Source organism: Microbacterium sediminicola (assembly GCF_039531125.1).
GTDB lineage: Bacteria > Actinomycetota > Actinomycetes > Actinomycetales > Microbacteriaceae > Microbacterium > Microbacterium sediminicola.
This window is the reverse complement of sequence record NZ_BAAAPL010000002.1, coordinates 775435-790559: the sequence shown is the minus strand read 5'-3', so window position 1 is coordinate 790559 and position 15125 is coordinate 775435. Positions and strand designations below refer to the sequence as shown.

Annotated in this window: 14 protein-coding genes and 1 tRNA gene; 6 read left to right on the top strand and 9 right to left on the bottom strand. The window is 66.7% G+C overall.

What is annotated here, in order from left to right; genetic code table 11:
• Positions 1-24: 24 nt before the first annotated feature.
• The 6 genes from ABD206_RS12295 to ABD206_RS12270 form a co-directional block, all read right to left on the bottom strand.
• Positions 25-1158: an FAD-dependent monooxygenase gene (locus tag ABD206_RS12295; RefSeq protein WP_344072982.1), complete on the bottom strand. Its 1134-nt coding sequence runs from the start codon at positions 1156-1158 to the stop codon at positions 25-27.
• The gene (locus ABD206_RS12290; RefSeq protein WP_344072978.1) at positions 1155-2156 is read right to left on the bottom strand and encodes an ABC transporter permease; all 1002 of its coding nucleotides are present in this window, start codon (positions 2154-2156) and stop codon (positions 1155-1157) included. Before ABD206_RS12290 ends, ABD206_RS12295 begins: the two co-directional genes overlap by 4 nt.
• Positions 2153-3697 (bottom strand): sugar ABC transporter ATP-binding protein, encoded by a 1545-nt coding sequence (locus ABD206_RS12285; RefSeq protein WP_344072976.1) that lies wholly within the window; start codon positions 3695-3697, stop codon positions 2153-2155. The genes ABD206_RS12290 and ABD206_RS12285 overlap by 4 nt, the downstream gene beginning before the upstream one ends.
• Before the next feature lie 3 nt (positions 3698-3700).
• On the bottom strand, positions 3701-4855 hold the full coding sequence (locus tag ABD206_RS12280; protein WP_344072974.1) for a sugar ABC transporter substrate-binding protein: 1155 nt from the start codon (positions 4853-4855) through the stop codon (positions 3701-3703).
• A gap of 121 nt (positions 4856-4976) precedes the next feature.
• Positions 4977-6128 (bottom strand): alpha/beta hydrolase family protein, encoded by a 1152-nt coding sequence (locus ABD206_RS12275; RefSeq protein WP_344072971.1) that lies wholly within the window; start codon positions 6126-6128, stop codon positions 4977-4979.
• Between the two features lie 120 nt (positions 6129-6248).
• On the bottom strand, positions 6249-7181 hold the full coding sequence (locus tag ABD206_RS12270) for a LysR family transcriptional regulator (protein ID WP_344072969.1): 933 nt from the start codon (positions 7179-7181) through the stop codon (positions 6249-6251).
• A 184-nt stretch (positions 7182-7365) separates the two neighbouring features.
• On the opposite strand from ABD206_RS12270, the gene ABD206_RS12265 reads away from it, so the two are divergent.
• From ABD206_RS12265 to ABD206_RS12255, 3 genes are read left to right on the top strand one after another with little or no spacing between them, the layout of a single operon-like run.
• Positions 7366-8289 carry a VOC family protein gene (locus tag ABD206_RS12265; protein WP_344072967.1) on the top strand — a complete coding sequence of 308 codons (924 nt, stop codon included), beginning with the start codon at positions 7366-7368 and terminating at the stop codon, positions 8287-8289.
• On the top strand, positions 8286-9266 hold the full coding sequence (locus tag ABD206_RS12260; protein ID WP_344072965.1) for an amidohydrolase family protein: 981 nt from the start codon (positions 8286-8288) through the stop codon (positions 9264-9266). The genes ABD206_RS12265 and ABD206_RS12260 overlap by 4 nt, the downstream gene beginning before the upstream one ends.
• 11 nt (positions 9267-9277) lie before the next feature.
• Positions 9278-10264, top strand: coding sequence for a fumarylacetoacetate hydrolase family protein (locus ABD206_RS12255; protein ID WP_344072963.1), 987 nt, complete (start codon positions 9278-9280; stop codon positions 10262-10264).
• 303 nt (positions 10265-10567) lie between these two features.
• On the opposite strand, the gene ABD206_RS12250 is transcribed toward ABD206_RS12255, so the two are convergent.
• A tRNA-Ser gene (locus ABD206_RS12250) sits at positions 10568-10658 on the bottom strand.
• A 94-nt stretch (positions 10659-10752) separates the two neighbouring features.
• On the opposite strand from ABD206_RS12250, the gene ABD206_RS12245 reads away from it, so the two are divergent.
• Positions 10753-11949, top strand: coding sequence for an alpha/beta hydrolase (locus ABD206_RS12245; protein ID WP_344072961.1), 1197 nt, complete (start codon positions 10753-10755; stop codon positions 11947-11949).
• Here the strand turns inward: ABD206_RS12245 and ABD206_RS12240 are convergent.
• Positions 11875-12162 (bottom strand): hypothetical protein, encoded by a 288-nt coding sequence (locus ABD206_RS12240; protein WP_344072959.1) that lies wholly within the window; start codon positions 12160-12162, stop codon positions 11875-11877. The two genes, ABD206_RS12245 and ABD206_RS12240, sit on opposite strands and share 75 nt — an antisense overlap.
• Positions 12162-13577: an NAD(P)/FAD-dependent oxidoreductase gene (locus tag ABD206_RS12235; RefSeq protein WP_344072957.1), complete on the bottom strand. Its 1416-nt coding sequence runs from the start codon at positions 13575-13577 to the stop codon at positions 12162-12164. Before ABD206_RS12235 ends, ABD206_RS12240 begins: the two co-directional genes overlap by 1 nt.
• A 175-nt stretch (positions 13578-13752) precedes the next feature.
• On the opposite strand from ABD206_RS12235, the gene ABD206_RS12230 reads away from it, so the two are divergent.
• Both ABD206_RS12230 and ABD206_RS12225 read left to right on the top strand, forming a co-directional pair.
• Positions 13753-14070, top strand: a complete 318-nt coding sequence (locus ABD206_RS12230) for a YbjQ family protein (protein WP_344072955.1) — start codon at positions 13753-13755, stop codon at positions 14068-14070.
• A gap of 69 nt (positions 14071-14139) precedes the next feature.
• The gene (locus ABD206_RS12225; protein ID WP_344072953.1) at positions 14140-15090 is read left to right on the top strand and encodes an L-lactate dehydrogenase; all 951 of its coding nucleotides are present in this window, start codon (positions 14140-14142) and stop codon (positions 15088-15090) included.
• The last annotated feature ends 35 nt before the right edge of the window (positions 15091-15125 follow it).

Genomic DNA, 15125 nt, shown 5'->3' with positions numbered 1-15125 from the left:
GTGTTTCTCAGCGATCTTCGGGGTCTAAAGCGGCTGCGAGAGCAGTTCGGAGACAGTGGTCATCAGCTCGGCCGACTCGCGGTCTTTGCCGGGGGTGCGCCGCCACTCTGCGATCTGGAGTGAGCTCTCCACGACCGCTGTCGCGCGCGGCAGCCGTCGTGCGTAGAACTCGTCCCACATCCCGTCATCGATCACGGAGCGCGACGTGAGCAGCTCGGCCAGCACGACGGCGTCCTCGAGCCCCTGCGCTGCGCCCTGCGCGAGGGTCGGCGGACAGGTGTGCGCGGCATCACCCAGGAGCGCAATCCTGCCGCGGTGCCACTGTCCCGGCAGGGTGAAGAAGCTCATGCGCGTGTAGTTCACGCGCGAGGCGTCGGTGAGGTGTCCGAGAATCTCGTCCCACGGCCCGTGATACTGGGCGGCGAGTTCACGCATCTTCTCGAGCATCTGGTCTGCGGACAGCTCGGAGCGGTCCTCGTAGTCGTCGACGATGTACGCGTACATCGTGTCCGGACCCGTGGGCGAATAGCCGGAGTAGTACGCCGCGCCGCCGTAGATCAGCTCGGTGCAGGTGACTCCGGAGATCAGCGGAACGAATGCCCGCCACACGCCAAAATCGAGCATCTCCGGCTCCGCCTCGATCCCGAGCAGCGACCGCACGGTCGAGCGCAGGCCGTCAGCCCCGATGAGGAAGTCCGCCTCGAAGAGCGTGCCGGATGCGGTCGTGACGATGACGTCGTCCTCGCCCTGCTCCACGGAGACGACCTTCTGACCCTCGTGGACGTGGACGCCGAGCTCATCGGCACGCTCGCGCAGGATGCGTGCCAGGTCCGGGCGGTACATCCCGGCGGCGGCGGGGTATTCGACCCCTCCCGCCCGGTGGGTGTCTACGCGGAACAGCTCGGTGCCCGCATCATCCGGTGCCCGCAGCACAAGCCCGTCGAAGACAGAAGCAGCGCTTCGCACCTGGTCCCAGACCCCGACCCTGTCGAGCATGCGAAGAGCATTTCCCTGAAGACTGATCCCGGACCCGACCGCGTCGGATGTCCGACGCGCTTCGAGGACATCCACGGCGACACCGGCCTCGGCGAGGAGGCACGCGGCGGCGAGGCCGGTGATCCCCCCGCCCGCGACGATGACGTTGTTGACCGCGTTCATCGGCCTTTTCCTTCCCTGCGACGACGCAGATACGTCGAGACGAACACAGCGAGCACGAGCGCCACACCGTTGAAGACGGAGTCGACCCAGGACTGGGACCCGGCCAGCGTGAGCCCACTGACGCTCACTGCGACGAACAGCACACCGAGAACGGTGCCGACGACGTTGAACCGGCCGGGGCGAATGGAGGTCGCACCGAGGAACACCGCCGCAAGCGCGGGGAAGAGGAACTCCGTGCCGGCGCCGGGGTTGGCCCCGCCCGTCCGGGCCGAGAGCAGGATTCCCGCCACTCCGGCCAGGCCACCCGCGATCACGAAGCTCACGAACGTGAGACGGCTGCTGTGGATGCCGACGAGGTCCGCCGCACGCCGATTCGATCCGAGAGCGTAGAGGCGACGGCCGAAGGGGGTCCAGGTGAGGAGATACCACGCGACGACCGCGACGACCACGACGACGTAGACCACGAGGGGAAGCCCGAGGAAGGTTCCGGAGCCGAAGGTGATCATCGAGGCGTCGATGCCGTAGATCGGAAGTCCGCCCGAGTACCACTGCACCAGACCGGCGATCGCAGTGGCGACACCGAGCGTGGTGATGAAGGCATCGAGGTGGAGGCGGGAGACGAGCCAGCCGTTGAGAAGGCCGATGAGCGCGCCGGTTGCGATGGCCGCGCCGATCGCGACGATGACGGGGGCGCCGACATTCGCCTGGAGCGCTGCGCACACCATCGCCGAGGCGACGGTGTTCGCGCCGATCGAGAAGTCGAAGTTGCCGGTGATCAGCGGGAACATCACCGCGATCGCGCAGATCATCACCACGGACTGGTTGGCAAGGACAACAGACAGGTTCGCCGTCGTGAAGAATGCGCCCGAGCTCGCCGGCAGGAGGGAGAAGAACGCGATCATCGCGAGCAGGAGGATCAGCAGTCCGTATCGCTCGCCCAGTGCGCTGAAGTTGCTGCGCTGCACCGGGATGGTTCGTGTTGCGGTTGTGGATGTCATGCGTCGACTGACTCCTCTGCCAACATCGCGTTGGTGATCTCGTCGCGAGTTGCACTCGCAGTGGGTAGAACGGCCGCGACACGTCCGCCGCGGAAGATGGCGATGCGATGAGTGATCGCAAGAAGCTCGTCGACGTCGGACGAGGCAACAAGCACGGTCGCACCGGCTCGTGCGGCGGCGGCGATGCTGGTGTAGATGTCGTGGCGCGCAACGACATCCACCCCCTGCGTCGGCTCGACGAGCAGAAGAAGGCGCGGCGAGCGCTGCAGCCAGCGGCCGAGGATCACCTTCTGCTGATTCCCCCCGGACAGCACTCCAAGGGGTGCCTCCGCGCTCGCCGCGCGGATGGAGAAGCGATCGATCGTGTCCGCGGCAGCCTCGTGCTCCCGACTCCCCGACAGGGCGAAGCCGTTCCAGATCCGGTCGAGGATCGTGACGGACAGATTCTGGGTGATCGAGAGGTTCGCGAATGCGGCATCCGAGTGACGGTCCTGGGGAATGAATGCTGCCCCCTGCGCCATCGCCTGTTCGGGCGAGCGTGGGCGGAAGTCCGCTCCTTCGAGGGTGACCGCGCGGGCGCGTGAGGAGAGTGCGCCGAACAGTCCCGCCAGGGCGTCGCTGTGTCCCGAGCCGTCGAGCCCGGCAAATCCCAGCACTTCGCCCGTGCCGACGTCGAACGACGCGTCGCGGCACGTGCCGACATCCAGCCCGTCGACGGCAAGGGAGATGGGACCGGGGCTGTGCACGAGGTAGGAGGCGGGCATCTCGCGCGCCTCATCGCCGGTCATGAGACTCACGACCTGCGAGAGCGGCATGTCGGCGATCGGACCGCTGCCGGCGTTCCGGCCGTCGCGGAAGACGGTGACGTCGTCGGCGACGGCGGAGATCTCATTGAACCGGTGGCTGACCAGCACGATGGTCTGCCCTTCGTCCGCCCGGCGCCGGATCGCGTGCATGAGATCCTGCGCGTCGTGCTCTCCGAGAGCAGCGGTCGGTTCATCGAGCAGCAGGATGCTGTCGGATGACTCCGCGTCATCGAGGGCTCGAGCGATGGCGAGCATGGCGCGCTGACTCGGCCTGAGGTCCGCAACCCGGGTCGTCGGACGCGCGTCGATCTCGAAGGTGTCGATGAGACGCTGGGCGTGCTGCTGCAGCGCCTTCTCCCGAACAGCGGTCCACCGTGTGGGATAGCCGAGTCCGAGAGCGACGTTCTCGGCGATCGAGAGCTGGGGGAACAGCCCCAGATCCTGGTGCACGAATCGCAGACCGAGCGCATGCGCTGTGTCGGGGCTGACGGCGGCGAGATCGAGGGTCTCGCCCTTGATGGAAAGCTCGCCGGCGTCGGCCCCGTACACGCCGGCGAGGCACTTGATGAACGTGGACTTGCCGGAACCGTTGCCACCGAGCAGCGCGTGAACGGTTCCCCGACGAACCGTCAGGTGTGCACCGACGAGAGCTCGGAAATGTCCGAACGTCTTCGATACGCCGCGCGCGCTGAAGGCGAACTCGCGGGGATCCGTCCCGCGCCGCTCGGTGGTCATCGCTTACTGCTCCCAGACGGCCTGGTAGTCGGCCTGGTAGTCGATCGCCGGTGTGTAGACGAAGGGCTGACCGGGGTCGGGCAGGTTCGTCTCGGCGTCGACAACCTGGAGACCGATGCCGGCGGGAAGCAGCTCCTGCCCTGCAAGGACGCGCAGGGCGGCGTCGATTCCCGCCCAGCCGTTCCACTCGGCGGCACTGGCGACCGTGGCGTCCTGGCCGCCGTTGGAGCGGATGATCTCCCAGTTCGGAATCGATCCGAAGTTGCCGATCACACTGACCTCGTCGCTTCGGCCGGACGCGTTGATCGCCTGGGCGAGGCCCGCGAGGAACCACCCATCGATGGGAATGGCGACCGCGTTCGCGTCGGGGTGCTGGAGCAGAGCCGTCGAGAACTTCTGCGAGAGCGCGCCAGTGGCAAGGTCAGCGTTCGAGAGCTGCACGGACCCGACGATCTCGCAGTCGGCGCAGTCGGCAAGGCGAGCGTTCAGACCCGCGGTGATCAGCGGTCCCCACTGGGTGTCGTTGAACTCGATCGCGAGGAGCTTGACGGCACCGTCCGTCTGGCCGATCAGCCAGTCTGCCTGAAGCTCTCCCACCTTCATCCAGTAGTCGTCATAGGTGTAGCCGTCGAGCATCTGCACATTGCCGGAGAACAGCGGGTCCTCACAGTCGAGGCCACCGACATTGATCGTCGTGATGCCGGCGGTCGCGGCTTCCTGCAGTGCGCCGCTCTCGGCCGCGCAGTCCTGACCGATCGTGATGATCACATCGGCCGCAGCGGCGATACCCTGCCGGATGCACGCCGACCAGCCGTCGGGGTTCAGCTCACCATCGCACACGGACGCTTCCCACCCGATTGCGCTTGCTGCTTCAACGGCGCCGGCCGCGGGAGCGGCACACGTCGTCGAGATCTCACCACACGAGACGACCCAGGCCGTCTGGTCGGCGGCGACGGGCACAGCTTCGGTCGGAGGTGCGCCGACGACTCCGTCATATGCGGCCTGGAGCGCTGCGGCCGCGTCGATGCCGGGAGCGTCAGTGGTGGGGCTCTGATCAGGCGCTGCAGAGGAAGAACAGGCGCTGATAACCAGTGCGAGAGCTGCTGCTCCCGCGGCGAGCAGGAGCGCTCGCGACTTTTTGCGGATCGTGCGATTCACGGAATCTCCTTTGATTTCGATCTACTGCGGTGCGGATCCCCGTCAATCTATGAACGGGGTTGTGGGGGATGGAAACAGTGGTGAGCGATACCGGGCATGTGTGCGCCCGATGGCCTGGACGTCAGCTTGTGAAGCGCGCAGCGATCCAATCGGCCGTAAATTGCGAGACGAGCGGGAAGTTGTCGAGCCCGATGTGTTCGACGCCACCCTCTTCGGGCGTGAAGATCCGAAGCTCGCGGTCGGGGCTGTTGACGGCCTCCGCGTACGAGCGGTGTGCGTCCGCCACGGGAATCTGCCGGTCGGCGATCCCGTGGGTGATCAGGTACGGGACGGCGATCTCCTCGAGCACCCCGTCCAGACTCACGCGCTTCGAGAGGGAGAAGAACTCGTCGAGGTCCTTGGCCCCCCAGACCCACTGGACGTGGTCCCAGTAATGAGGGACGGGATGCTCGCCCTCTCGGCGGCGGCGCCGCTGCTGAGTCTCACCCCAGTCGTAGTTGGCGCCCCACGAGACGACGAGCTTGATGCGCTTCTCATATGCGGCGGCCCGAGGCGCGTAATACCCGCCGAGCGACCATCCGACAAGACCGATCCGCTCCGGATCGAATTCCCCCAGCGCGGTGAGGTAGTCGACGCAGGCCGCGGCCCACACCTCCGTGTCGAACCGGGACCGGAGTCCGCGCAGCCGCAGCGCTTCGCCCGACCCGGGGGTATCGACCATCAGGGTGGAGATGCCCCGCCGGGCCAGCTCCTGCGGGAACCCGGAGTAGTACATCATCTCCTTGGTGCTGTCGAGACCGTTCCACTCGATGATGATCGGGCCGGGCTCGCCGTCCGCGGACGGTGCCCGATACAGATATCCGGGAAGAGAGCCCCCTCCGTACGGCACCTCGACGAGCGCAACCGGCGCACCGGAAAGCTCCATGTGCCGCAGGAGGAGATCGATGGACTTCTGATAGGCGGCATTTCGACCGGACCATCCCGGAGACTGCAGTCTCTCGGCTTGCGAGGTGTACAGGCTGCCGAGGTAGTACCCCTCGCCCGCACCGATGATCTTCCCCTCGACTGCATCCGCTTCCGCGGCCGCGACGACGCGGTCGGCGACGGCCGCCCATGCTTCGTAGAGGCTCTGCGTACCCGCGTCAGCTCCCTGACGTGCCGCTTCGAGAACCGGTCGGCACGCCCGATCGACGTCGTCGATGCGTCCACCGTTGTTCAAGGTCGCAACGACTGCGAGATTCCACACGTAGTTGCCGGGAAAGTACTCGAACACAGGCGCCCTCTCGTCATTGAGCTCGCAGCTCGGGGGCATCCGAGCCGGTCTCCTCGATTAGAGGTGACGGGCCGTATCGAGAGGAAATGGTTGTCCGCGATACGCGGTATCAGCAAGCGACTACCCGCGCAGCTCCGACGTGACGTCCGCGAGCAGGCCACGGAGCCAGGCGAGACCGGCGTCACGGGCGCGTGATGGGTGCCAGAACGCATGTTCCGTGAAGCGCTCGCTGGGGAAGGGCGTCTCTTTCACGATGAACTCGTCGGTGGCGCACGTGACGGCGGCGAGCGAACGGGGCATGAGTGCCCAATAGCGGCTCCCCCGGATCAGGTGGCTCATTCCGAGGTAGGAACTCACGGACACGTACGGGTCGGTGTCGCCGAGGCTGCGATGCGCGTCGAGGCCGGCCAGCGGGCGCAGTTGGTTGCGCGGACCGAGCGCGGCAAGAAGCTGCGGAGACCGCTTCAGATCAGCCACAGTCAGCTCGGCACGCGTCGCGAAGGGGCTGTGCGTAGACATGACAACCACGAAGTCGTCATCGAAGAGCGGCATCGACGAACTCGCGTACGCAGGAAGGTACTCGACGGGCAGGACCATCACGTCGTATTGCATGAGGGCGCCGTCCGGATCGCGCGTGAACGTCGTCGGCAAGCTCTCGAACGCTACCCGCGCTCTCGGTGCGTCTGCTTCGAGCCGCCGCACGAGCGCTGCCCCGACGCGGGTCAGCGTGTAATCCGACAACGCGATGCTGAAGACCCGCTCAGACGTCTGCGGGTCGAACTCGACCCCCGCGGCAAAGAGGACGCCCGCCGCGTCGTACGCGGCCCGGGCGGCTGGCACGAGACTCTCGGCGAACGGGGTGAGCTGAAGTTCGTTTCCGACTCGGACGAGCAGCTCGTCGCCGAAGTACCCCCGCAGGCGACGCAGCACACCACTCATCGCGGACTGCCCGATATGCAGGCGCGCCCCCGCGTTCGTCACGTGACGCTCTTCGAGCAGCGCGTTGAGCGCAACGAGCAGATTGAGATCGATCGACTCCAGCCGGGCAACCACGATGTCCTCCTTGGGGTCCCGGGGAGCGTAACAGTTTGGTGATGGCGACTATCGCCGAGAACCATTTCCACGATAGGCCTCGGGTTCCTAACGTGAAATGACATGCCGCGCCCGACCGCGCGGCAGCGCATCGCGTCGACGGAGACTCCGCTTGCCGTCGCGCGCACAACGGCAGGAGAACATCATGACGCGAATCCATAGCCTCGGATACGTGGGAATCCAGACACCGCGAGTCGACGAGTGGCCCGCGTTCGCAACCGACGTGTTCGGCCTCGAGTGCACACGCGAAGAGTCTGGATCCGTGCGCATTCGGTGGGATGACCGGATGTATCGCATGGAAATCGCGCCGGGGGAGGACGACCGCATCCTCTACCTGGGATGGGAAACAAGCAACCGCACCGACTACGAGGCCGTGATCTCTGAGCTGCGCGAAAAGGGCGTGGAAGTCGTCGAGGAGCCGGCCGAGCTCGCGGATACCAGGTGCGTGACGGAGCTCGCATCGTTCGTGGATCCGTTCGGCATCCGCCAAGAGCTGTTCTACGGGCCCGGGCACCTCGATCGCACGTTCCGCGGTCAGCGCGCGACGTCTTCGTTCATCACCGGCGACCAGGGCCTCGGGCATGCCGTGCTCATCGTCCCCGACATGGCCGTCGCGAGCCACTTCTACGAAGACATCCTCGGATTCAAGTGCAGCGACGTCGTCGATGTCGGAATCGGGCCGATGGCATTCCTGCGGTGCAACCCCCGCCACCACAGCCTCGCCATCTGGGCGATCCCGGGGTCGCTCGGTCTGAATCACATCATGGTCGAGAGCACCGATATCGACGACGTCGGTCGCGCCTACGACCTCGCGCTGGCCAGCGACTACGAAATCAGTGCGACCCTCGGACGGCACGCCGGCGACGAGCAGCTCTCGTTCTATACGCGCACGCCGAGCGGCTTCGATCTGGAGTTCGGCGCAGATTCGCTCGTCATCCACGACGACGACGCGTGGACGATGCGGCGCATTGACCGCAAGTGGGGCAACCGCAGCGAGATCTGGGGACACAAGTTCCGGCCGCTCCCCCCGCAGAGCGCTGTTCACGCCTACCCGGAGGTCTCCGCATGATCGACGTCCACGCGCATCTGTTCTTCGACGAGCTCCTCGGTAAGGCGGCGGACGCGGGGCCGGAGATCCGCAAGGTCGCAGAAGGTCTGCACGAGATCGTCGCCGGAGGCTTCCACTGGCCGATCGGACCCAAGTCGAGCCTCGCCGAGACCCCCGACTACCGAGTCGACTCACTCGATGTCGACGGCATCGATCTGCAAGTGGCGTCCCTCTCTCCGCTGTGGCTGTTCACGCACACACCGGCTGAGGTGGCAGGGCCGTTCCTGCGCTCGGCGAACACACTCATGTCGGAGTGGAGCGCGGGGCGACCGGACCGGCTCCGCGGCTTCGCGGCGCTTCCCACAGTCGATATGAGCGTGGCCATCGCCGAGCTCGAGTACTCGGTTCGTGAGCTCGGCCTCGTCGGGGGATACATCGGCACCGACGCGCGTGCGGCACTCGACCACCCCGACATGGACGACCTCTACCAGACATGCGTCGACTTGGACGTGCCCCTCTTCGTCCACTCGACAGTCCCGGGCGTGGACGGACCCGCCGGAGACCCCCGACTCGACCGCAACGACTGGCACGTCACACTCGGCTACCCGCACGAGGAGACGCTCGCGGTCGCCTCTCTCATCTTCGGGAAGGTGCTGCTGCGCCATCCCGACCTGGATGTCTACGTCAGCCACGGCGGCGGCAGCATCGCCTTCCAGCACGGGCGACTGCGCAAGTTCGCGAGCCTCCCCCGTTCGCCGATCACCGTCGAGGAGTTCGACGAGCAATTCCAGCGGCTGTGGTTCGACACCCACGTGAATTCGCCGACCGCTCTCGATCTCCTGCGATCTGTTGCGAACCCCGAGCGGCTCGTGTTCGGCACGAACTATCGCGGGTGGGACTCGGGCACCACCGAAGAGGTGCAGCCGATCGCCGCCGATGTCGTCCGCAACGCTGAGCGGCTCCTGCGCGTCCCAGCACACCTGAGCACAGCGAAGTAGGAGGAAGCCTCATGCGCATCGCACGATGGCAGCGCCTGGACGGCGTTGTTGAAGCCGGTTTCGTCTATGACGAGCACGTGATCCCGCTTCCGGGCGGAGAGCCGGTGGACGTCCTGATCTATTCCGGGCTCCCCATGACGCTCGCGATGGGACGAGAGCTGATCGAGCGTGACGAGCGCGATAGCTGGCGCCCGCTCGGATCGGTCCGCCTCCTTCCCCCGGTCGTCCCCGGCAGCGTCCGCGACTTCGTGACCTTCGAAGAGCACGTCGAGGGCATGGTGAAGCGTGCGGACCCCGAGGCGCGGGTGTCGGATGCCTGGTACGAGGCCCCGACGTTCTACTTCACGAACCCGCACACCCTGATCGGACCGACTGAAACGCTCGTCCCACCCCACACCGGCGAGCTGGACTTCGAACTGGAGGTCGCCGCCGTCATCGGTGCCGTCCGGGAGAGCGACGGTCGGCACATGTCCGTCGAACGGGCAGCCCAGCAGATCTTCGGCTACACGATCTTCAACGACTGGAGCGCCCGCGATCTCCAAGCTCGTGAGATGCGGGTCTCCCTCGGACCCTGCAAGGGGAAGGACTTCGGGTCGACCCTCGGACCGTGGATCGTGACAGCCGACGAGTTCGCCGACCGGACGACCGAGGACGGGTTCCTGGACCTCAACGTGCGTGTCGACGTGAACGGCGACCTCTACGGACAGGACAACCTTACGCACATGGGCTGGACCTTCCCGGAGATGATCGCCTACGCCTCGCGCGACTCTCGCGTCGCTCCGGGCGACATCCTTGCTTCGGGCACCACCGGCAAGGGATGCCTCGCAGAGATGTGGGGGCGCACAGGAACACTGTCACCCCGGCCGCTGCAGACCGGAGACACCGTACGCATCGAGGTCGAGGGGATCGGCGAAATCGTCAATACCATCGGCGCTCCCCGTGAGACCGAGCCGCCCGTCCCCGCCGCGCGGCGACACCGGAGTCGGGCCGCCGCGTAAAGACACCACCCGATCAATCGCTGATTCGGGTTGCGGGACCCTGAGCGCTGCTCCGGGTCCCGCGACGTACGGTGGGGCACTTGCCCACACGAACCACCCCGCGCAGGTGCGCCACATGCTCCACCCGGTCGGCCCGAACATCCCGATCACCCCGTGATGCCGGGGTTCTCGCGGATCGACCATTCTGCAATGCACTTACACACAGCGGGGGTTGATCGCCACCCTCGCCCCCGAAACCGTGGGCAGGATGTGGGCAGCCAGCGTCCCATCAATGGAAAAACCCCTGATCAACAGGGGTTTTTCTGGCGGTGACGGTGGGATTTGAACCCACGGTAGGGGGTTACCCTACACAACTTTTCGAGAGTTGCACCTTCGGCCGCTCGGACACGTCACCGCCCGCCAGTCTACGACACCTCTGATCTGTGGAGAAATCGGCCCGGATGTGCGGACTTCTCGCGTCCGACCCCAGAGATGGGTACCCTCGACGGGTGGGAGGCGAGGTCTACCGGTTCGGGGAATACACACTCGACTGCGCTCGCCACCAACTGCGTCGCGGCGCAGAGCCCGTCCATCTGGAGCCACGGGTCTACGACCTGCTCTGCTATCTGGTCGCGCGCCACGATCGACTGGTCCCGAAGGAAGAACTGATCGACGCGATCTGGCGCAGCCAGTTCGTCAGCGAGGCCTCCCTCACGACGGCGATGCGCGCGGCTCGTGCAGCGATCGGTGACGACGGCTCTCAGCAGCGCGCCATCCGCACGGTCCACGGCCGTGGATACCAGTTCATCGCCGAGCTCTCCCCGACGCCGCCATCAGCACCGCAGATCCCGTCCCCCGAGGCGCAGAACATCCGCTTTTGTCGGGCGGCCGACGGCGCACGCATCGCGTATGCGACCGTCGGATCGGGACCGGTGCTGATGAAGGCGGCGAACTGGATCAGCCATCTGGATGCCGAATGGCAGACCGCCATCTGGTCGCATTGGATCCTCGGACTGGCCTCCGAGCGCCAGCTCGTCCGCTACGACGAGCGAGGCTGCGGCCTCTCTGACTGGGAGGTCGAGAGCTTCACCTTCGAGGATTGGGTACGCGACCTCGAAACCGTCGTCGACACCCTCGGGCTTGAACGATTCCCCCTCCTCGGCGTCTCACAGGGAGGTGCGGTGGCCATCGCCTACGCCGTGCGCCACCCGGAGCGCGTCAGCGCGCTGGTGCTCGCCGGCGCCTATTCGCAGGGTCGGCTCGTGCGTGCGGCGACAGAGGCGGAGCGCGCGGCCGCGGCGATCGACCTCGAGCTGGCTCGGGTGGGGTGGGCGCAGCAGGACCCCAGTTTCCTGAGGGTGTTCGCGTCGCAGTTCCTCCCCGATGGCACGCCGGACGAGTGGTCGGAGTTCATCGAGTTCCAGCGGCAGACGACCTCCCCCGAGAACGGCGTGCGCTTCCTTGAGGCGTTCGCGACGATCGACGTCGCCGACATCGCCACACGCGTGCAGTGCCCCACCCTGATCCTGCACTCGCGCGGCGATGTCCGCGTTCCGCTGTCGCAGGCGGCCGAACTGGCGACATCCATTCCCGACAGCCGCCTGGTCGTGCTCGACAGCCCGAACCACCTGTTACGAGCGGACGAGCCCGCCTGGCCGAGCTTCCTCGCTCACATCGATGATTTCCTCGCCGATGTCTCGAGCTGACCGGCGCCGGCGCCACTCAGCCCACAGGTGATACCCATTGATGGCGACGAGCACGGCGTTGAGCGCGACCATCGACGGAATGCCGAGCATCGCGTTGAAGACGGTCAAGACGATGCACGCAATCAGGTTCAGCTGTCGTAGCCGGACGACGTTCCGCTGGGTCAACGAGAGGACGATCACGGCGGAGCCGATCCACCCGAGAATCTCGACCATCACTGCACCGCCCGACTCACCGCGCCGTAGGAGAGCATGTCGGCCCGTCCCGCCAGCAGCTCGTCGAACACCGACATCCCCTCGCCGGCACGCCAGGCGGCATCGGCGTGCACCCTCGACGCCCACAGCAGACGCAGCAGTGTGAGCGGCCGCAGCAAGGCTCCGGGGCCCGCGAGCATGTGCTGCACACGGGTCAGCTCGTGGGCCACGACGGCATCGCGCGTCGCCGCTCGGACGGCACGCACCAAGAACCTGGATGCGAGTCCCGTTCCGCGAGGACGCACCCCCGTCGTGCGCGGGTCGGCGAAGTCGCCTGCGGCGGCCAGCCGCCACGGCACGTCGACGATACGCGCGGCCGCGCGATAAAACCGACGCGGCAGTTTCGGGGCGACCACCGATGACCGCTCCAACAGCTCGCTGAGCAGGTGCGCCTCGCGCGCGGCGACCGTCATCCCCTGTCCGTACACCGGATTGAAGCTGCACAGCGCATCGCCCATGGCGATGAAACCCGAGGGAAGTGCGCGCTGGCGCTCCGGCCGCCGCCTGCGGCTGCTGCGCAGCGCGAATCGCGCAACATCGCCCTGCGGCTCGGCTGCGGCGAGGGTCTGCGCGATCTCGTCACTCGGTAGCGTCTGCGCCCACACCGAGAACGCGTCCTCCGACTCGGGGACAGGGTCGCCATGAAAGGACGCCGCCGTCAGCATCCACTGCCCGTGCTCGATCGGCACCATCACGCCGAGACCGGTGCGATGCGACGGCGGTGCGATCGAGACGACGCACCCCTCATCGAACATCGAGGGGTGGCGCCGCATGACCCGCGTGCGGTAGGCGACGTCGATGCGCACCGCGTCGGTGTCGGGCGCGGCAAAACCGGCCTGATCAAGCATCGCCCAGGCCCGCGTCGTCCGGCCCGAGCAGTCGATGACGAGGTCGGCCGGGTAGCGGGTGTCGCCGGCGCGAACGCCCCGCACAGCGCCGCGGTCGCACAGCAGGCCGTCCACGGACGTGGCGTCGACGATCTCGACGTTCTGGAGATCCTCACGCACACGAGAGCGGAGGGCGTCTTCGAGCACCGGGCGCGAGACCGAGAGCACCGGCAGGTCCACCGCACTGGGCAGTCGATACCCACCGCCCTGATGCCAGACGAGCTCGCGCGCCTCAACGGGCACGGCTCCGCGGAGTGTGAGCTCCCCGGTGATTCCGGGGAACCACTTCTCGATGCGCGCCTGTCCGTCGGCGAGCAGGATGTGTGCGTGTACGCCCTGCGGCACACCCCGGCGGGGCATCGCGTCGCTGGGGAGGCTGTCCCGCTCAAGGATCAGCACCTGTTCGGCATGGCGGCTGGCGGCGCGGGCGGCCAAGAGTCCGGCGATCGACGCGCCGATGACGACGACCGTTCCTGTAGGGGTGTTCATGGGTGTTAAAACCTCCGTTGGGGCGCGCCCTTGTGGAGCGCCCCAACGATGGTTCCCGACCAGCGTCGTCGCGTCGTGACGAGCGTCTGAGGAGTCTCTGAGGAAGACTCTCCCGCTGCCACCGGCGAACCTGATGCGGCTTCTCGCGAATGCCATGACCTGACACACTGAGTCCATGCTGATCGTTACGACCAATGATGTTCCCGGGCACACCATCACCGCCGTGCACGGCGAGGTCTTCGGCCTCACCGTGCGCTCCCGTCACATCGGCTCCAATATCGGGGCCTCCTTCAAGGCTCTCGCCGGCGGCGAGCTGAAGGGCATCACCGAGCTCTTGCACGAGACCCGCGTCGAGGCACTGTCACGCCTCCAGAAGGAGGCGGAGGCCAAGGGCGCGAACGCGGTGGTCGCCTTCCGCTTCGAGACCAACGACTACGGCGACAGCGGTGGTGTCGAGGTCTGCGCATACGGCACGGCGGTCACCTACTCCTGACCGTCTCACGACGAGAGCGTCCTACGGTGATGTCGCCCATCGTTCACGCGCACCCGCCATACTGACCTCATGAGCGTGATCGAGAACTCGAAAGTCACCGTCGTCGGCGCGGGCAGCGTCGGCTCGAGCGTCGCGTACGCGGCGCTCATCCGCGGCTCTGCGCGCCACATCGCCCTCTACGACATCAACACGGCCAAGGTTGAGGCCGAGGTGCTCGACCTTGCTCACGGCACGCAGTTCACCGGCACGAGCGACATCATCGGCGGCAGCGACATTTCGGTCGCCGCCGGCTCCCACGTCGTCGTCATCACCGCGGGCGCGAAGCAGAACCCCGGGCAGAGCCGCATCGAACTGGCCGGGGTCAACGCCGGCATCATGCGCAAGATGATGCCGCAGCTGCTCGAAGTGGCCCCGAACGCCGTCTACGTGATCGTGACCAACCCGTGCGACGTGCTCACCGTGCTCTCGACGGAAGAGACTGGACTTCCCCCCGAACGCCTCTTCGCCTCGGGCACCGTGCTCGACACTTCGCGTCTGCGGTGGAAGCTCGGTCAGCGCGCCGGCGTCGCAGCATCCAGCGTGCACGCCTACATCATCGGCGAGCACGGCGACACCGAGTTCCCCCTCTGGTCGCAGACGACGATCGGCACCGTGCCGATCCTCGATTGGGAGACGGAGGGACACCCGAAGATGACCGCCGACGAGCTCGACTCGATCAGCGTCGATGTGCGGGATGCCGCGTACAAGGTCATCCAGGGCAAGGGCGCAACCAACTACGCGATCGGCTTGTCCTCCGCTCGCATCATCGAAGCGATCCTGAACGACGAGAACGCCGTGCTGCCGGTGAGCACGGTGCTGAAGGACTTCCACGGCATCGACGGCGTCGCCCTCTCGGTCCCGTCGATCGTGAACGCGAGCGGCGCCTTCCCCATCCGCGGCACGCAGTTCTCCCCCGGGGAACTGGGGCTCCTGCGGCGCTCCGCAGATGCCCTTCGTGAGGTCGCCGCGTCACTACGCTGAGTCGCGGCGGCGGTGTCGGATGCCGCGACTAGCCT